Here is a 15241-nt window from a genome sequence, read left to right on the forward strand (position 1 = left end):
TCTGTACGCCCGCCACTCGCTGTGCCACCACACTCATCCACACCGTCTCTTTCCGACCCCTGCCAAAAGCCCGACGGCCCCTTATGGTATGTCTTCCGCTTGCCATGCTGCAATGGCAGCAATGAGGCCTGTGGCCTATATCAGCGGGCGCTTCCGCTCCCTGGGTTTCTCCCAGTCCGCAAGCTCACGCAGCCCTTCGGCATCGACGATCTCGCAGCTGCGGTCGAGCCATTGGATGAGGCCCTTTTCCGCCAGCTTGCGAAGCGTCTTGTTGGTATGCACGATCGACAGGCCCAACGTATCCGCCACGTGCTGCTGCGTGACCGGAATGTGCAGGAGCTTGTCGGAGATCTTCCCCAGCGCCTCGGCCCGGCTATGGAGAAAGGCGAGGAGATAGGCTGCCCGCTCCAGCGCCGTTCGCCGTCCGAGGCTCAAGAGATGTTCGTCCAGCATCCGCTCCTCCTGAGCCGCGATCCAGGTCACATCGAAGCCGAGCCCCGGATGTCCCTCGAATAGGCTGTCGAGCTTGTCGCGCTGGAAGACGCAGAGAACCATTGCGGTGAGCGCTTCCACCGAATGCTCCATCTCCCCCATGATCGAGCCCTGCAACCCCAGCAGATCGCCTGGCAGCAGATAGTTGAGAATCTGCCGTCGACCATCCGGCAGGGTTTTGAAGCGAAAGGCCCAGCCCGACAGCACCGTGTAGAGGTGGGGGCTGTGGGTGCCTTCGGACAGAATGGTGGAGCCCGCTTCCGCTACGAGCTCGCCCCTCTTGAAGGATGAGACGAAGCGCAATTCCGGGTCGGTGAAATCACGAAAACCGGAAAGGCCTCGCAGGGGACATTGCTCGCACGGCACACGGCGGCCAGTGCTGGGAAGAACGAGGCTCAATGGGAGATACCGGAGGGTTCATGGGCGGGGTTGGCAACTTAACGTGCAACCGCCAAACCCGTTCCACCACATGTCTTTTTTAAATGACACCCTGCCCCGTGAAAGCTCAAAAGCGGCCGTACCTTACGATGGACAGCCGACATGCTTTCTGGCCGAACGGTTCTGATCGTCGAGGCTCAATACCTCATCGCCATGGACCTGCAAAATACCCTGGACGACCTTGCCGCCGGCAAGGTCATTATCGCCCAGGATCCCGTTCATGCCCGAGAACTCGCCCCGGACTGGAGCGTTTGCGGCCTCGCCATAATCGAGGTCGAACGGGAGCTGCCCGAGCACATCGCGCTCATCGGCGAGCTGCTGCGCGAAGGTATTCCGGTCATTGGGCTGACCGCCGATTCCGAGCTTGAGAAGCACTTGAACTGGCTTTCCGGCACCCCGATCCTGCTCAAGCCAGCTCCGTCCGAGCGCATGCTCGCCCTGATCTCGGACCTTCTTGGTCCTCAGAAGGAGTGATTGGTCGTCGTCACCTGCGTCGACAGGGCATCCGGGCCATAGTCGGACTCGCCACTGACCTTGAGCATTTCCTGAAGGCGTGAACGCGCGCGGCTGACGCGGCTCTTCATCGTTCCGACAGCGCAATCGCAAATCTCGGCCGCTTCTTCATAAGAGAAGCCCGAAGCGCCGATCAGAATGATGGCTTCGCGTTGATCATCCGGCAGTTCCGCCAGTGCCTTCTTGAAGTCCTCGAGATCCATCGCGCCATATTGGGAGGGGTGCACGGAAAGGCGTTCGGTGAAAGCACCGTCGCTATCCTGCACTTCGCGGCCACGCTTGCGCATCTGGCTGTAGAACTCATTGCGCAGAATGGTGAAGAGCCACGCTTTGATATTGGTGCCCATTTCGAAGCTCGATTGCTTCGCCCAGGCTTTCATGACGGTGTCCTGCACAAGGTCATCTGCCTTGTCATGCTTGCCTGTCAGCGAGACGGCGAAAGCACGCAGGCTCGGAAGTGTGGACAGCATTTCGCGCTTGAACGACGGGGTTTCGGTCGCCATGCACTCACTCTCCACCCTGCGATGACTGCTTGGTCTGGGTCCGCTCTGCATTGTCGAGCTTTTCCAGTAGATCGAGGAGCTGGTCTGGAACCCCCTCCTCCTGCACGGCCCCGTAAAGGGCCCGCAACCGCGAACCAATATCCGATGTTGGCCCCAGTCCGTCATCCGGCTGAAGCCGCACGCGTTGTTGGTTCACAATGTTATCCTTCGTCATACCCTAACTCTAGCTTCCCGGGGCTTGCCGCTACCGATGAGAAAGTCCGTTCGCTAAAAATAGTTCCAAAGGCATCGGAACTTTTCTTTCTCCCCGCGATTTAGTCATCTCGTGAAGTCACGGTCTCAAGCGTCACTGGAGTTTCCTACATGTCATTGTCCACGCGGATCGCGCCGCACCTGCCTTACCTCCGGCGTTTTTCCCGGGCGGTTACAGGGTCGCAGACGTCTGGCGACGCCTATGTCGCAGCCACGCTGGAAGCACTGATCTCAGACATTTCCCTCTTCCCGGAGGCATCGAGCGATCGGATTGCGCTGTACAAGCTCTTTTCCGCGCTGTTCACGTCGTCTTCCGTCGATATTCCCGCACCCACTTCCAGCTTTGCCTGGGAGCAGCGCGCCGCGAGGAACCTCGCCAACCTATCGCCCCGCCCGCGCCAGGCCTTCCTGCTCGTTGCAGTCGAAGGTTTTACGCATAGCCAGGCAGCAGAGGTGCTCGACGTCAGCGATGAAGAGTTCGCCAGGTTCCTCGATGAAGCCTCGCATGAAATCTCGCGGCAGGTAGCCACCGAGATCATGATCATCGAGGACGAGCCGCTGATCGCAATGGACATCGAGCAGATGGTGGAGAGCCTCGGCCACAAGGTGGTCAGCATCGCCCGCACCCATGCCGAAGCGATCAAGCTGTTCAACCAGACCAAGCCACGCATGATCCTGGCCGACATCCAGCTGGCCGATGGCAGCTCGGGTATCGACGCCGTCAACGACATCCTCAACACCCATTCGGTGCCGGTGATCTTCATCACGGCCTTCCCCGAGCGCCTCCTGACAGGCGAACGTCCCGAGCCCACCTTCCTCGTGACGAAGCCGTTCAATCCCGATATGGTCAAGGCGCTGATCAGCCAGGCGCTGTTCTTCGAAGATGGATCTCGCGCCGCGGCGTAAGTCCTCCTCCCATGCAAAACTCAAAAGCCGGCTATGCCGGCTTTTTTGTTGGCCTCAGGAACTTGCCAAGTCCCCCAACGTTTACTTGGCAAGACAACGCCATGGAGGCACCCATGCTCTATTATGCCCTCGTCTTTCTCGTTATTGCCCTGATCGCCGGCGTCCTCGGATTCGGTGGCATTGCTGGCGCCTCTGCCGGCATCGCGCAGATTCTTTTCTTCCTGTTCCTCGCGTTCCTCGTGGTTTCGCTGCTCATCGGCCTCTTCCGTCGGACCTAGAAATCAGGAAGCTCAAACAAAAAGGCGGCCCATCGGCCGCCTTTTTTATGGTCCGGGGAAGAGTTCGCTCGTCTTGCCCGTCCAGTAGTAGATCAAGAGCCCAACCCACTCCTTGATCCCGGCCGTGCTCACATTGACGTTTTGTACCAGGTTGGCGATGTCGAAACCGAAGCCCTGCGGCCCCGGCGTGCGATAGTCAGTCGGCCATGGAATGACCGAAAGTCCCGCTTTCTCGAAAATCCCCACGGATCGCGGCATATGAAATGCCGATGTGACGAGAACGATGGTCCCGCCACCACTCTCGCCCAGTAGATCCTTGGTATTGGCGACATTCTCGTCGGTATTGCGCGACTCCCCCTCGAGCACCAATCGATCCCGCGCAATGCCGAAGGCGAGGAAGAAGCGCTCGGCGGTAGTCGCCTCCGTCTCTCCTTCGTCCGTCAGAGCCCCGCTGCCACCACTGACAAATATCTTTGCGGATGGATAGGTTTGGGCCAGCCAGAGCGTGGTCGTCAGCCGGTCGCCGGCATCGTTGAGTTCCGCAATCTGCCTGGCCGAGCTGGGCCGTTCCAGCGTCGCGCCACCCAGCATGATGATGGCGTCGACCACTGGCGGCGGGGGCGCAGGGACAGCAAAACGGTCCTCCAATGGCTGCATGATCAGATATCCCAGATTGGTGAAGCTCACCGTTCCGTGGATCAACACGCCAAGCACAAGTGCCGTCGCCGCCAGCCGCTTCTTGCCCCAAAACAGCGCCACGACGGCACCCAGCATCAGCAAAAAGACCACGCTGAGGGGCTGAGCGAGCAACCAGAAGATCTTTGACGCCAGAAAGAACATGCACGTTTCCCGTTAGCTTCCGCGTCCGTTTGTGCCCGCATTCGCTCGCAAGGCCAAGTGCGCTGGGCACTATCGCTTTTTCCCCTTGCCATCTGCCCGGCATTTGCTTTTGTTGAAGGCGGTCAAAATTGCCAGCCTCAAAAAAAGGCAATTGCCGTTCAGGAACACCCGAGAAGCGGGTGACATGGTGAGCATGCAGGAAGCTAGGCCCATACGGGCGGGGACATCGCCGGTTGTTGAGTTACGGGACTTGCACAAGTCCTTCGGCGCGTTGGAGGTTCTCAGAGGCATTTCCTTTTCGGCCCGCGAAGGCGAGGTCATTTCGCTGATCGGCTCTTCGGGCTCCGGTAAATCGACGCTTCTGCGCTGCATCAACATGCTCGAAGTGCCCGACGACGGCGACGTGCTGATCGATGGTGAACCCATCAAGCTGCGCGGCACCGGCCAAAACCGGCACATCGCCGACGAAGCCCAGATCCGCCGCATCCGCTCCGAACTCGGCATGGTGTTCCAGTCGTTCAATCTCTGGGCACACATGACGATCCTCGAAAACGTCATGGAGGCCCCGCTCATCGTGCAGGGCCGCCAACGCTCCGAGGTGGAAGCCGCGGCCCGCGCCATGCTCGACAAGGTCGGCATTGGCAGCAAGACCGACGCCTACCCGTCCCAGCTGTCCGGCGGCCAGCAGCAGCGCGCGGCCATCGCCCGGGCCCTCTGCATCAATCCGCGCGTCATGCTCTTCGACGAGCCGACCTCGGCGCTCGATCCCGAGCTCGAAGTCGAAGTTTTGCGCGTCATCAAGGTTCTCGCCGACGAGGGCCGCTCCATGGTGCTGGTCACCCACGACATGGAGTTCGCCCGCTCGGTTTCGGACAAGGTCATTTTCCTCCATCAGGGCCAGATCGAGGAGGAAGGCACCCCGGACGAAGTATTCGGCGCCACCAAATCGGCCCGCCTCAAACAGTTCCTAAACGCCGCCAGCCACAGCTAGCGGCCCCACCAGACCCGGACAACCGGGCAGACATGCGACGTCAAACGCAACGGAGACAACATGAAGAAGATTATGCTGGCAGCTCTTGCCGCTCTCGCCCTCGGCGGTTCGGCCATGGCGCAGGAATCCATCCGCATCGCCACCGAAGGCGCCTATGCGCCGTGGAACTTCCTCGATGACAGCGGCAAGCCTGCCGGCTTCGAGATCGACCTAGGCAATGCCATCTGCGAAAAGGCCGGCCTCACCTGCGAATGGCTGATCAATGACTGGGATTCGATCATCCCGAACCTGCTCGCCGGCAACTACGACCTGATCATGGCCGGCATGTCGATCACCGACGAACGCCTCGAAACCATCGACTTCACCCAGAACTACTTCCCGCCCGATCCGTCCAAGTTCGTGGCCATGGCTGGTACCGAGATCGACTTTGCCGCTCTTTCCGGCAAGCGCGTCGGCGTTCAGGGCGGCACGATCCAGGCTGCCTATGCCGAAGAGAACTTTGCCGCAGGCAATACCGTCGTGACCTTCGCCACCGCCGACCAGGCCATGGCTGACCTCGCCGCCGGCAATCTCGACACCATTCTCGCCGACGGCGCCTATCTCGAGCCCGTCGTTGCTGCCTCGGGTGGCGGTATCGCCTTCATCGGCGAAGACGTGCTGATCGGCAACGGCGTCGGTGGTGGCCTGCGCAAGGAAGATACCGAACTCAAGGCCAAGCTCGACGAAACCCTGACCGCCCTCAAGGCAGACGGCACCGTCGATGAGCTGATCGCCAAGTGGTTCGAAGGCCGCGGCCCCTACTTCGCCGAATAAGGCTTGATTTCGGCGAAGGGCCAAAGGCCCTTCGCCTACCTACGGAACTGGTGCCAGCCACATGACCGACGACATCGCCTATTGGTTCAGCTATCTGACCAACGGCAAGCATTTGACCTGGTATGCCAGCTTCCAGTTCACGGTTCTCGCCGCCCTGATGGGTGGCGCGCTAGCCGTCTTCTTCGGCCTTCTCGGCGCGACCCTGAAAAACTCGCGCTTCCTGCCCCTGCGCCTCATCGGCACGTTCTATTCGTCCATCGTCCGCGGCGTGCCCGACGTATTGTTCTTCCTCTTCTTCCCGCTGGCCTTCGAGCAGGGCGTCGAATGGCTGGTCGCGAGCCAGATCTGTACCCCCGAAGCCATCGCCGCCCAAACCGCCGCCTGGCCGCCCTGCAAGGAAGCCAACTGGTTCCTCGGCACCACAGAATATCTCATCCTTGCCAGCGTCTCGCTGGGCCTCGTTTACGGCGCCTTCGCCACTAACGTCATTCACGGCGCCCTGCGCTCCGTCCCCGCCGGCCAGCTTGAAGCCGCCCGCGCCTTCGGCATGTCGCCGGGCCAGGTGCTCTGGCGCATTCAGATCCGCCAGATGTGGGTCTATGCCCTCCCCGGCCTCTCCAATGTCTGGATGCTGATCGTCAAGGCGACCTCGCTGCTCTCGCTCCTGCAGATCGCCGATATCGTCCTCTGGGCCGACCGTCTTGGCGCGCCGAACTTCCTGCCCGCCGTGGGCCTCGTGCACGAGGACTGGCGCTGGCGCTACTATCTCGTGCTCTTCGTCTTCTACATCCTCGTGACCTGGCTCTCCGAGCGCGCCTTCGAGGCAATCATGCGCCGGGCCGGCAAGGGCATTCTGAGCGAGGCGCGCGTCTGATGCAGCCTTTCCTCAACGATCTCGCCCTGATGTCGCAGGCAGTCCTGTTCAACATCTACTTCGCTGCAGCCTCGATCCCGATCGGCTTCGTGCTGGCCGTCTTTCTCGCCCTCGGCAAGGCCTCGCCCAACCTGATCATCAACCGCCTCTCGCGCGGCTATATCTACGCCTTCCGCGGCTCGCCGCTCTTCATCCAGTTCTTCATGTTCTATTCCCTGGCCCTGTCGCTCAACCTCTCGGTCTGGAAGCCTCTGGGAATATCCGGCTTCGTGCTGCACCCACTCTTCATCGGTCCGCTGGTACTGGTGCTGAACACGGCCGCCTATACCGGCGAAATCTTCTATGGCGCCCTGCGCGCCGTGCCACGCGGCGAAGTCGAAGCCGCCCGCGCCTATGGCATGTCCCGCAGCCAGCAGTTCCGCCGCGTTACCTGGCCCAATCTGATCCGTCTCGCCTGGCCGGCCTATACCAATGAAGTGGTTTTTCTCTTCCACGCCACCGCTATCGTCTATTTCGCCCTGCCCGTTGTCGGCGCCCAGGCCGACCTGATGATCACGGCCAAGACCCTGTTCGAACGCGATTACAACGCCTTTCTCCACTTCTCGGTGGCGGCGCTCTATTTCCTCGCCGTGTCGCTGGTGGTTTTCTTCCTCTTCGGCCTCGTCTATCAGCGCCTGATGCGCCACATGCCGGCGCCGCCGCGCATGCGCTTCCGGCCCAAATGGATGCGCTGACAAGGAGCGACCATGAAGATCATCGCCGACCTCTGCATCGTTCCCATGGGCGTGGGGCCATCCGTCTCCGCCTATATCCGCGAAGTCCGCGACATCCTCGCAGGCACCGGCCTCACCCATGAGATGCACGCTAACGGCACCAATATCGAAGGCGAGATGAGCGACGTCAGCGCCGCCGTCGAGGCCTGCTGCCAGCGCCTCCATGAACTTGGCGTCGAGCGCATTTTCTGCACTATGCGTTTCTCGACCCGCACCGACAAACCGCAGACCATGGCCGACAAGCTCGCCCGTCTCGCCTGAGTTATCCGCACATGACCTTTTCCCAGCACCACCTCGACCTCCCCAGCGACGCCCCCGGCCAGACCACGCGACTCTATTGGTACACTGTCGGTCCCGAGGCGGCCGAAACCAAGGTGCACCTGCAAGCCGCGCTCCATGCCGACGAGCAGCCGGGCACCATGGCCATCCATCATCTGTTGCCCATGCTGCGCGATGCCGATGCCGCCGGGAAACTGCGCGCCCGCTTCGTGCTCTTCCCCTCGGTCAATCCGCTGGGCCTCGCCGCCCGCGTGCTGCGCCGCCATATCGGCCGCTACGACCTCGAAACCGGCGTCAACTTCAACCGCCGCTGGCCCGACCTCTACCCGATCATTGCCGAGAGTGTTGCGGGCAAGCTCGGCTCCGATGCCAAGGCCAATGTCGCCACCATCCGCGCCGCCGTCGGCGCCTGGATCGACGCGCAAAGCCCGGTCACCGCCGGACAGAAGCTGCGCCTTCACATTCTCAAATCCGCGCATGACGCCGACATCGTCCTCGACCTCCATTGCGACGACGAAAGCCTCATGCACATCTTCACCTCGCCCGACCTGATGCCAGGCCTGCAAGATCTGGCAGATCGCATGGGCGTCGCGGCAACCCTCACCGCCGAAGACAGCGGCGGCGGCTCCTTTGACGAAGTCCTGCCCAACCTCTTCCGCAAGGCCCAGCGCGCCAATCCCAACGCCTCCGTGCCCATGGCTTGCGAGGCCGCCACGCTCGAATATCGCGGCCAGGCCGACACCCATGATGCTTTTGGCAAACTCGACGCCCAAGGTCTCTTCGATTTCTTCGCGGACCGCGGCCTGATCGACCTGCCGGCCTCGAAGCCCGTCACGCCGGTCCCCGGCCCCACCCCGTTCGAGGCAACTGAAGTGCTGCGAACCTCAAAACCCGGCCTCCTCGCCTACCGCGTCGAACTCGGCCAGGAAGTGAAGGCCGGTGATGTCGTCGCCGACCTCATCGCCATGGACGGCCCCGAAGCCTTCGTCGCCCGCACACCCATTCGCGCCGGCACCAGCGGCTTCATCCTCTCCCGCGCTTCTGCAAAATTCGCCGTTGCCGGTTCAGCCGTTGCCAAGATCGTGGGCAAGGACATTCTGCCGAGCCGCGCCGGCGGCTACCTGCTCGAAGACTGATATCAGCCAATGCGGGCCATAGCGGCCCGCACCCTTTGAGCATCGAGCGGCTTGGCGATCACGCCCTCCGCCCCAGCATCGAGCGCCTTGCGGCACTCGCCCAGCATGCAGATCATCAACACGGGAATGCCGCTGGTTTCGGGATCAGACTTCAGCGCCGCGAGCAGGTCCCAGCCATCAAAACCCGGCATCAGCACATCGAGGAAAATGGCACCCGGCCGCATCGACCGGGCGATCTGCAGGGCCGATTGGGGCGTGCCTGTCAGGATCGGGACGTAGCCATCCCCGATCAACAAGCGTTCCGCGACATCAAGAACGTTCTGGTCGTCGTTGACGACCAGAACACGCATGGGATCGATCCTTGCGATCGGCCCGACCTTGCTGGCTTCCACTGACCTCAACGAGGCCACTGCCCGCTGCATCGCTGCCCGAACACCCATCCCACACGCCCTTCCCCGAATCGTCCCGGGAGTGTGGGCGGCGGCCTGTTCACGAGCCGTGAACCAGATCGTTACAATCCGACCTTTCCATGCTCCAGCGCCGTCATTACACCGCGCAGCTCGGCCAGCCCCTTCATGCGACCAATCGTGGGATAGCCCGGCTGCGCCCGGCGCCCGAGATCGTCGAGAATGTCCTGACCGTGATCGGGACGCATGGGAATGACCCAATCCTTGCGGCCTTCAGCCTTGCGGCGGCGCTCCTCGCGAATGATGGCGGCGATCAGTGCCACCATGTCGGTATCCCCCGCCAGATGCTCGGCCTCGTAGAACGAGCCGACAATGTCGTCATTGTCGCGCTTCACATTGCGCAGGTGCAGGAAGTGCACCTTTGGCCCAAAGCGTTCCATCATGCCCGGCAGATCATTATCCGGCCGCGCGCCGAGTGACCCCGAACACAGCGTCATGCCATTGCTGGGGCTATCCACGGCATCGAGGATGAACCTGTAGTCTGCCTCGGTTGACATGACGCGCGGCAGGCCGAGCAGCGCGAACGGAGGATCGTCCGGGTGGCAGCAAAGTCGCAGGCCCAGCTTTTCCGCTTCCGGCACAACCTCCTCGAGAAACTGCACAAAATGCTGCCGCAACTGATCGCGGCTGATAGCGCCATATTCGTCGAGATGCGCCTGCACGTCCTCTAGCGACATGGATTCCGTCGAGCCCGGCAGACCCATGGTTACATTGCGACCGAGCGTCTTCTTCTCGTCCTCGCTCATCGCAGCAACACGACGCCCCGCCTCGTCGGCAATGGCATTGGTATAGTCGGCAGCAGCGCCCGGACGCTTCAGGATATAGATATCGAAAGCCGCGAAATCATTGATATCGAAGCGCATGCACGAACCGCCATTGGGCACGGTCCAGCGCAGATCGGTGCGCGTCCAGTCCAGCACCGGCATGAAATTGTAGCAGATCACTTCCATGCCGCTCTCGGCGAGGTTGCGCATGGAAATCTTGTAGTTGGCAATGTGCTCGCGCCAATTGCCCTTCTGCTTCTTGATGTCCTCGCTGACCGGCAGGCTTTCCACCACATCCCATGTCAGACCCGAAGCCGTGCCGTCCTTGCGGGTGGCGATTTCCTTGTAACGCTTGGCGATCTCCTCCGGCGTCCAGACGACGCCATTGGGCACATGATGCAGCGCGCTCACGACGCCGACGGCACCGACCTGCGTAATATCATCGATGCTGCAAAGGTCCTTGGGGCCGAACCACCGCCAGGTCTGTCGCAAGTCGAAACTCCATTCTTGTATGGTAGATCGGTACTAGCACATTTCGCGCAAGAGAACCCTAGTCGTTCGCCAGCTTTATTAGGGTTTCCACATGGCAGGGCGTTCCCTCGCGACACCAGCAGGCAAGGTTCTTGCCCGCAAGTTCAGCGCGAATCTTTTCGAGCGACGGTCGCGGCCGATCGGCCTCAATTTCACCCCGCATCCACCGGCCGTGCCGCGCGACCGCCTCGACCTGCGCGGCCGCCCGGTCGAGTCCGGTTTCCTCGGCCACAGCATCGATGCTGAAGGGATTGCCCCAAGGCCCGGGTCGCGCAACAGAATGCGCCGGCAATCCATTGATCGCCTTCGAAATAGCCTGCAGGTCGAAACCTGCCCGACGCGACAACACGATACGTACCGGCCTCATTTGCGCATCTCCCTGTCGAAGACGAATTTCGGCATTTCCCATTTGAACATGATGGACAGCACACGCAGCGGCAGGCCGACGCCCAGCGCCACCAGCAAGACCAGATCCGGATGCAGCCCGGCGGTGATGCCGAGATAGTAGACAATGCCCGTCACGATCGAGACGGTGGCGTAGAGTTCGCCGTGAAAGACAAGCGGCACGTCCTGGCACAGGACGTCACGCATGATACCGCCCACGATCCCCGTCACCATGCCCGCTACGATGACGATAATCGGATGCGCCTGCGTCTCCATGGCGATATTGCAGCCGATGATGGTGAAGACCACCAGACCCAGCGCGTCGAGCAGCAGGAAGGGCCAGCGCAGCCGGTGCACCAATGGCGCAATGGCGATAGTGAGAAGGGCTGCACCGCAGCACAGCACCAGAATGTAGGGGTTTTGCACCCAATAGAGCGGGTAGTGGTCCAGAAACAGATCGCGCGCCGTGCCTCCGCCCAGCGCCGTTATGCAGGCGATCAGACAAACACCGAACCAGTCCATGTTGCGCCGCCCCGCAGCGAGGGCCGCCGACATCGCGTCGGCTGTGATCGCGACATAGAACATCATGGTAAGCATGGAAGAATCCTGGCGGCTGGTCGAAACCGGGTTGTCGCCGCCACGTTACAGAAGCACCACTGGCCGTCCAGACCTGAGAAGGATTTGTCCCATGCGCCAGCCGAAAACCGTCCGCGCCCTCGAAGCCTTCGGCCGCGTCCGCCTTTCCGAAAACTTCTTCATGCGCGACTTTTTGTACTCCGAAATCGCCGTCATCAACGGCTTCCAGAACCTGCCCGATGACCCCGATCTCGCCATCGCCGCCGGCAAGCGCCTCTGCGGAGAACTGCTCGAACCGCTGCAGGCAAAATTCGGCCGCATCTCCGTCCGCTCGTCCTACCGATCGCCCGAGGTCAACCATTTCGGCAATATCAACAAGCTCAATTGCGGCAGCAATGACAGCAACTTTGCCGGCCACATCTGGGACCGCCACGACGCCAAGGGTCGAATGGGCGCGACCGCCTGCGTGATCGTCAACCGCTTCATCCCCTATTACGAGCGAACCGGCGACTGGGAAGCCATGGCTTGGTGGGTGCACGATCACTTGCCCTATTCCGATATGGAATTCTTCCCCAAGTTTGCCGCCTTCAATCTGCAATGGCGTGAAGATCCCATCCGCGGCATCTACAGCTTCATCCCGCCCCGCCGCGGCCGCCTCACCGAACCCGGCAAACCCAATTGGGCCGGCCGGCACGATGAGGCCTACGCGGCGATGCTGGAGGAGATCGGCTAGAGGAAATCCGCCCGGTGCGGCGTGAACACGTCGACCAAACGGCCCTTTTCTAGCGCCACGACGCCATGGACGAGGCCCGACGGCACGATAAAGCTGCCACCCTGCCCCACCACCTGCGTCTTGCCGTCGATGGTCACTTCAAAACTGCCCTCGGCGACATAGCTCACCTGGATATGCGGATGGCTATGGAGCGCTCCGACAGCGCCCTTATCGAAGCCAAACTCGACCTGCATCACCTCCGGCGTGTAGATCAGCACACGCCGGGTATTGCCCGGCGCCAGTTCGGTCCATTCGGTCTCGTTGGGTTGCGCGAAAAACTTCTGTTCAGTCATGAAATCACCTTGCGAGCCAGCCGCCATCGACGGGGATGACGGCGCCATGCATGTAGTTGGAAGCGGGAGCGAGCAGGAACACCGCGGCATCGCCAATGTCCGACGGCACACCCCAGCGCCCCGCCGGAATGCGCCCGAGAATTGACGCCGATCGATCAGGATCGTTTCGCAGCGCCTCGGTATTGTTGGTCTCGATATAGCCGGGCGCTACGGCATTCACATTGATGCCCTTGGCCGCCCATTCATTTGCGAGCAGCCGCGTTATGCCCAGCACCCCGCTCTTCGAGGCCGTATAGCTCGCCACGCGGATACCGCCCTGGAAGCTCAGCATTGAAGCGATGTTGACGATCCGCGCCGGCCGATTAGCCTCGATGGCCCTGCGGCCCAGCGACTGGGCGAGGAAGAACATCGTCTTGAGATTGATGTCCATCACCTGGTCCCAATCAGCCTCGGTGAAATCCACCGCATCGACCCGCTTGATGATCCCGGCATTGTTGACGAGGCCATCGATCGGGCCGTGCTGCTCCCAAGCCCCATCGAACATGGCCTGCGCTTCCTTGGTCGAGCCAAGATCGGCCCGCACCTCGGCAAAATCAGCGCCCTGCCCCGCCATCAGCGAGGCCGTTTCTTCCATGGACGAGCGACCGACCCCGATCACCCGCCCGCCTGCCCGGCCAATGGACAGGGCCATGCCCTGCCCGATGCCGGTATTGGCGCCGGTGACCATGACGGTCTTGCCCGAAAGGCTGAATGCGCTAGGATTCATCAGCGCAACTCTTCCATCGGCACCTTCTCGGCGTCCGTATAGTCGATGTTGTCCCCGGCCATCGCCCAGATAAAGGTATAGGCGCCAGTTCCCGCGCCACAATGAATCGACCACGGCGGCGACAGAATTGCCTGCTCGTTGCGCACGATCATGTGCCGCGTTTCGTCCGGTTCACCCATCAGATGCACGACGAAAGCGTCGGGCTTGAGGTCGAAATAGAGATAGGCCTCCATGCGCCGGTCATGAACATGGGCCGGCATCGTGTTCCAGACCGAACCCGGCGCAAACTGAGTCAGGCCAACGACAAGCTGACAGCTCTTGAGGCTGTTCGTGTACTGGAAGATCGAACGTTCGTTTGCCGTTTCGGCGCTACCCATATCGAGCCGCTTTGCGCCCGATTGCTGCAGAAGCGTCGTCGGATGTGAGGCATGGGCCGGAGCACTGAGGAGATAGTACTTTGCGCCGGCACCGCCAAAGCGCACATCCTTCGACCCCATACCGACATAAAGCATGTCGCGAGGACCAACCGCGTGGGCGGTACCATCGACGGTGATGGTACCCGCCTCGCCGATATTGACCGCGATCAGCTCGCGACGATCGAGGAAATTCGCCGTGCCCGTCGGCTTGATCGTCTCAAGCGCCAGTTCCCCACCGCTCGGCACCGCGCCACCAACCGCCATGCGGTCATAATGCGTATAGGTCCAGCGCACCGCAGCATCGGCAAAGAGGTCGTCTATGAGAAAATTCTCGCGCAGCTCCGCCGTGCCCATGCCGGCAGCACCAGCGGGATCAATGGCAAAGCGGATATCGAATTCGGTGCTCATGGTTTCTCCGGCAAATAACTTGGAGTTGGTATTCAGTGTTCGTCGCTCTGCTCGGCGAGACGCGCGCGATAGCGGTCCTGGCTGCGCGACAGATGCTCGCGCATTGCCTCCCGCGCGCCATCGGCATTCTGGGCCGATATGGCAAGCATGATGCGCTTGTGCTCTTCGTGCAGCCCCGCCTGATAGTCATAGGTGAGCACGCTTTCCGTGCCCCAAGGCGAAGCTACGTCGCAGGGAATCGTCCGGCTCCCCAGTGCATCCAGCACTTCGATGTAGAATGGATTATTGGTCGCCGCAGCCACGGCGCGATGGAAGGCGAAGTCCGTCTTGCCGGTCGGATTGCCCTGCTTCAGCAAACGCCCGAATTCATTCCAGGCTTCATGAATGGCCGCATCCTGGCTGGCACTGCGCCGCAGCGCCGCGAGACCCGCCGACTCGATCTCGATGCCCATACGCACTTCAAGCACGTTGAGCGCCACCGAAATCTTGTTGGATGTCTCTCCTCCGATGGAGGTGAAGGCGCTGGCCGCATTGGCCATCACGAACACCCCTGCACCCTGCCGCGGCTGCACGGTGCCGTCAGCGGCAAGGGCCGCAATCGCCTCGCGCACCACCGTCCGGCTGACGCCGAAATGCACGGTCAGCTGGCTTTCCGTCGGCAGTTTCTCGCCCGGCCCGAACTCGCCGGCCCCGATGCGCTTGCGCAGCGCATCGACGACCATTTCGGCGAGTTTGGGTTTTCTGGGCGGCGGGGAGATTTCGATCAGAGACATGGT

22 protein-coding genes are annotated in these 15241 nt (G+C 61.6%); 10 read left to right on the forward strand and 12 right to left on the reverse strand.

Features of this window, described 5'->3' with window-relative positions:
• Positions 1 to 135: 135 nt before the first annotated feature.
• Positions 136 to 891 (reverse strand): Crp/Fnr family transcriptional regulator, encoded by a 756-nt coding sequence (locus ACSQ2A_RS13230; RefSeq protein ID WP_436072608.1) that lies wholly within the window; start codon positions 889 to 891, stop codon positions 136 to 138.
• A 141-nt stretch (positions 892 to 1032) separates the two neighbouring features.
• On the opposite strand from ACSQ2A_RS13230, the gene ACSQ2A_RS13235 reads away from it, so the two are divergent.
• Positions 1033 to 1404 (forward strand): hypothetical protein, encoded by a 372-nt coding sequence (locus ACSQ2A_RS13235; protein WP_436072609.1) that lies wholly within the window; start codon positions 1033 to 1035, stop codon positions 1402 to 1404.
• Here ACSQ2A_RS13235 and ACSQ2A_RS13240 read toward each other — a convergent pair.
• A complete protein-coding gene (locus tag ACSQ2A_RS13240) occupies positions 1392 to 1946 on the reverse strand; it encodes an RNA polymerase sigma factor (RefSeq protein ID WP_295414741.1) in 555 nt (184 codons plus the stop codon). The two genes, ACSQ2A_RS13235 and ACSQ2A_RS13240, sit on opposite strands and share 13 nt — an antisense overlap.
• A gap of 4 nt (positions 1947 to 1950) precedes the next feature.
• Positions 1951 to 2160 (reverse strand): NepR family anti-sigma factor, encoded by a 210-nt coding sequence (locus ACSQ2A_RS13245; RefSeq protein WP_295414742.1) that lies wholly within the window; start codon positions 2158 to 2160, stop codon positions 1951 to 1953.
• A gap of 149 nt (positions 2161 to 2309) precedes the next feature.
• On the opposite strand from ACSQ2A_RS13245, the gene ACSQ2A_RS13250 reads away from it, so the two are divergent.
• Both ACSQ2A_RS13250 and ACSQ2A_RS13255 read left to right on the forward strand, forming a co-directional pair.
• Positions 2310 to 3104 carry a response regulator gene (locus ACSQ2A_RS13250; protein WP_436072610.1) on the forward strand — a complete coding sequence of 265 codons (795 nt, stop codon included), beginning with the start codon at positions 2310 to 2312 and terminating at the stop codon, positions 3102 to 3104.
• Between the two features lie 113 nt (positions 3105 to 3217).
• Positions 3218 to 3382 carry a DUF1328 domain-containing protein gene (locus ACSQ2A_RS13255; RefSeq protein WP_295414746.1) on the forward strand — a complete coding sequence of 55 codons (165 nt, stop codon included), beginning with the start codon at positions 3218 to 3220 and terminating at the stop codon, positions 3380 to 3382.
• A 45-nt stretch (positions 3383 to 3427) separates the two neighbouring features.
• Here ACSQ2A_RS13255 and ACSQ2A_RS13260 read toward each other — a convergent pair whose 3' ends face one another.
• On the reverse strand, positions 3428 to 4222 hold the full coding sequence (locus ACSQ2A_RS13260) for a YdcF family protein (protein WP_436072611.1): 795 nt from the start codon (positions 4220 to 4222) through the stop codon (positions 3428 to 3430).
• Positions 4223 to 4415: 193 nt separating this feature from the next.
• On the opposite strand from ACSQ2A_RS13260, the gene ACSQ2A_RS13265 reads away from it, so the two are divergent.
• The 6 genes from ACSQ2A_RS13265 (at position 4416) to ACSQ2A_RS13290 (ending at position 9088) form a co-directional block, all read left to right on the forward strand.
• A complete protein-coding gene (locus tag ACSQ2A_RS13265) occupies positions 4416 to 5213 on the forward strand; it encodes an ABC transporter ATP-binding protein (protein ID WP_436072830.1) in 798 nt (265 codons plus the stop codon).
• Between the two features lie 60 nt (positions 5214 to 5273).
• A complete protein-coding gene (locus ACSQ2A_RS13270; protein ID WP_295414749.1) occupies positions 5274 to 6026 on the forward strand; it encodes a transporter substrate-binding domain-containing protein in 753 nt (250 codons plus the stop codon).
• A 61-nt stretch (positions 6027 to 6087) separates the two neighbouring features.
• Positions 6088 to 6900, forward strand: a complete 813-nt coding sequence (locus ACSQ2A_RS13275; protein ID WP_436072612.1) for an ABC transporter permease subunit — start codon at positions 6088 to 6090, stop codon at positions 6898 to 6900.
• Complete coding sequence (locus tag ACSQ2A_RS13280; RefSeq protein WP_436072613.1) at positions 6900 to 7634, forward strand: ABC transporter permease; 735 nt, start codon at positions 6900 to 6902, stop codon at positions 7632 to 7634. Before ACSQ2A_RS13275 ends, ACSQ2A_RS13280 begins: the two co-directional genes overlap by 1 nt.
• Before the next feature lie 12 nt (positions 7635 to 7646).
• Positions 7647 to 7934 (forward strand): MTH1187 family thiamine-binding protein, encoded by a 288-nt coding sequence (locus ACSQ2A_RS13285; RefSeq protein ID WP_436072614.1) that lies wholly within the window; start codon positions 7647 to 7649, stop codon positions 7932 to 7934.
• An 11-nt stretch (positions 7935 to 7945) separates the two neighbouring features.
• Positions 7946 to 9088, forward strand: a complete 1143-nt coding sequence (locus ACSQ2A_RS13290) for a succinylglutamate desuccinylase/aspartoacylase family protein (protein WP_436072615.1) — start codon at positions 7946 to 7948, stop codon at positions 9086 to 9088.
• Between the two features lie 2 nt (positions 9089 to 9090).
• Here ACSQ2A_RS13290 and ACSQ2A_RS13295 read toward each other — a convergent pair whose 3' ends face one another.
• The 4 genes from ACSQ2A_RS13295 to ACSQ2A_RS13310 form a co-directional block, all read right to left on the reverse strand.
• The gene (locus ACSQ2A_RS13295) at positions 9091 to 9438 is read right to left on the reverse strand and encodes a response regulator (RefSeq protein ID WP_436072616.1); all 348 of its coding nucleotides are present in this window, start codon (positions 9436 to 9438) and stop codon (positions 9091 to 9093) included.
• A gap of 161 nt (positions 9439 to 9599) precedes the next feature.
• On the reverse strand, positions 9600 to 10811 hold the full coding sequence (uxuA, locus tag ACSQ2A_RS13300; RefSeq protein WP_436072617.1) for a mannonate dehydratase: 1212 nt from the start codon (positions 10809 to 10811) through the stop codon (positions 9600 to 9602).
• A gap of 58 nt (positions 10812 to 10869) precedes the next feature.
• Entirely contained in the window at positions 10870 to 11217 is a 348-nt protein-coding gene (locus tag ACSQ2A_RS13305; RefSeq protein ID WP_436072618.1) for a DUF4326 domain-containing protein, read from the reverse strand.
• The gene (locus ACSQ2A_RS13310) at positions 11214 to 11831 is read right to left on the reverse strand and encodes a trimeric intracellular cation channel family protein (protein WP_295414761.1); all 618 of its coding nucleotides are present in this window, start codon (positions 11829 to 11831) and stop codon (positions 11214 to 11216) included. Before ACSQ2A_RS13310 ends, ACSQ2A_RS13305 begins: the two co-directional genes overlap by 4 nt.
• Before the next feature lie 91 nt (positions 11832 to 11922).
• On the opposite strand from ACSQ2A_RS13310, the gene ACSQ2A_RS13315 reads away from it, so the two are divergent.
• Positions 11923 to 12543, forward strand: coding sequence for a hypothetical protein (locus ACSQ2A_RS13315; protein WP_436072619.1), 621 nt, complete (start codon positions 11923 to 11925; stop codon positions 12541 to 12543).
• Here ACSQ2A_RS13315 and ACSQ2A_RS13320 read toward each other — a convergent pair.
• From ACSQ2A_RS13320 to ACSQ2A_RS13335, 4 genes are read right to left on the reverse strand one after another with little or no spacing between them, the layout of a single operon-like run.
• A complete protein-coding gene (locus tag ACSQ2A_RS13320; RefSeq protein WP_295414765.1) occupies positions 12540 to 12875 on the reverse strand; it encodes a cupin domain-containing protein in 336 nt (111 codons plus the stop codon). The two genes, ACSQ2A_RS13315 and ACSQ2A_RS13320, sit on opposite strands and share 4 nt — an antisense overlap.
• A 4-nt stretch (positions 12876 to 12879) precedes the next feature.
• Entirely contained in the window at positions 12880 to 13644 is a 765-nt protein-coding gene (gene kduD, locus ACSQ2A_RS13325; RefSeq protein ID WP_436072831.1) for a 2-dehydro-3-deoxy-D-gluconate 5-dehydrogenase KduD, read from the reverse strand.
• Positions 13641 to 14465 (reverse strand): 5-dehydro-4-deoxy-D-glucuronate isomerase, encoded by an 825-nt coding sequence (kduI, locus tag ACSQ2A_RS13330; protein ID WP_436072620.1) that lies wholly within the window; start codon positions 14463 to 14465, stop codon positions 13641 to 13643. The genes kduD and kduI overlap by 4 nt, the downstream gene beginning before the upstream one ends.
• Positions 14466 to 14497: 32 nt before the next feature.
• Complete coding sequence (locus ACSQ2A_RS13335; RefSeq protein ID WP_295414768.1) at positions 14498 to 15238, reverse strand: FadR/GntR family transcriptional regulator; 741 nt, start codon at positions 15236 to 15238, stop codon at positions 14498 to 14500.
• Positions 15239 to 15241 lie beyond the last annotated feature (3 nt).

This window comes from Devosia sp. LjRoot3 (genome assembly GCF_964252865.1).
GTDB lineage: Bacteria > Pseudomonadota > Alphaproteobacteria > Rhizobiales > Devosiaceae > Devosia.

What these genes read in the sequence shown, in the direction of transcription:
- ACSQ2A_RS13315 (WP_436072619.1), top strand. Translation starts at nt 11,923, where the DNA reads ATGCGCCAGCCGAAAACCGTCCGCGCCCTCGAAGCCTTCGGCCGCGTC.
- kduI (WP_436072620.1), bottom strand. Translation starts at nt 14,465, where the DNA reads ATGAGCACCGAATTCGATATCCGCTTTGCCATTGATCCCGCTGGTGCT.
- ACSQ2A_RS13240 (WP_295414741.1), bottom strand. Translation starts at nt 1,946, where the DNA reads ATGGCGACCGAAACCCCGTCGTTCAAGCGCGAAATGCTGTCCACACTT.
- ACSQ2A_RS13335 (WP_295414768.1), bottom strand. Translation starts at nt 15,238, where the DNA reads ATGTCTCTGATCGAAATCTCCCCGCCGCCCAGAAAACCCAAACTCGCC.
- ACSQ2A_RS13260 (WP_436072611.1), bottom strand. Translation starts at nt 4,222, where the DNA reads ATGTTCTTTCTGGCGTCAAAGATCTTCTGGTTGCTCGCTCAGCCCCTC.
- ACSQ2A_RS13310 (WP_295414761.1), bottom strand. Translation starts at nt 11,831, where the DNA reads ATGCTTACCATGATGTTCTATGTCGCGATCACAGCCGACGCGATGTCG.
- ACSQ2A_RS13250 (WP_436072610.1), top strand. Translation starts at nt 2,310, where the DNA reads ATGTCATTGTCCACGCGGATCGCGCCGCACCTGCCTTACCTCCGGCGT.
- ACSQ2A_RS13280 (WP_436072613.1), top strand. Translation starts at nt 6,900, where the DNA reads ATGCAGCCTTTCCTCAACGATCTCGCCCTGATGTCGCAGGCAGTCCTG.
- ACSQ2A_RS13235 (WP_436072609.1), top strand. Translation starts at nt 1,033, where the DNA reads ATGCTTTCTGGCCGAACGGTTCTGATCGTCGAGGCTCAATACCTCATC.
- ACSQ2A_RS13245 (WP_295414742.1), bottom strand. Translation starts at nt 2,160, where the DNA reads ATGACGAAGGATAACATTGTGAACCAACAACGCGTGCGGCTTCAGCCG.
- ACSQ2A_RS13290 (WP_436072615.1), top strand. Translation starts at nt 7,946, where the DNA reads ATGACCTTTTCCCAGCACCACCTCGACCTCCCCAGCGACGCCCCCGGC.
- ACSQ2A_RS13305 (WP_436072618.1), bottom strand. Translation starts at nt 11,217, where the DNA reads ATGAGGCCGGTACGTATCGTGTTGTCGCGTCGGGCAGGTTTCGACCTG.
- ACSQ2A_RS13255 (WP_295414746.1), top strand. Translation starts at nt 3,218, where the DNA reads ATGCTCTATTATGCCCTCGTCTTTCTCGTTATTGCCCTGATCGCCGGC.
- ACSQ2A_RS13265 (WP_436072830.1), top strand. Translation starts at nt 4,416, where the DNA reads ATGCAGGAAGCTAGGCCCATACGGGCGGGGACATCGCCGGTTGTTGAG.
- ACSQ2A_RS13270 (WP_295414749.1), top strand. Translation starts at nt 5,274, where the DNA reads ATGAAGAAGATTATGCTGGCAGCTCTTGCCGCTCTCGCCCTCGGCGGT.
- ACSQ2A_RS13275 (WP_436072612.1), top strand. Translation starts at nt 6,088, where the DNA reads ATGACCGACGACATCGCCTATTGGTTCAGCTATCTGACCAACGGCAAG.
- ACSQ2A_RS13320 (WP_295414765.1), bottom strand. Translation starts at nt 12,875, where the DNA reads ATGACTGAACAGAAGTTTTTCGCGCAACCCAACGAGACCGAATGGACC.
- ACSQ2A_RS13295 (WP_436072616.1), bottom strand. Translation starts at nt 9,438, where the DNA reads ATGCGTGTTCTGGTCGTCAACGACGACCAGAACGTTCTTGATGTCGCG.
- ACSQ2A_RS13285 (WP_436072614.1), top strand. Translation starts at nt 7,647, where the DNA reads ATGAAGATCATCGCCGACCTCTGCATCGTTCCCATGGGCGTGGGGCCA.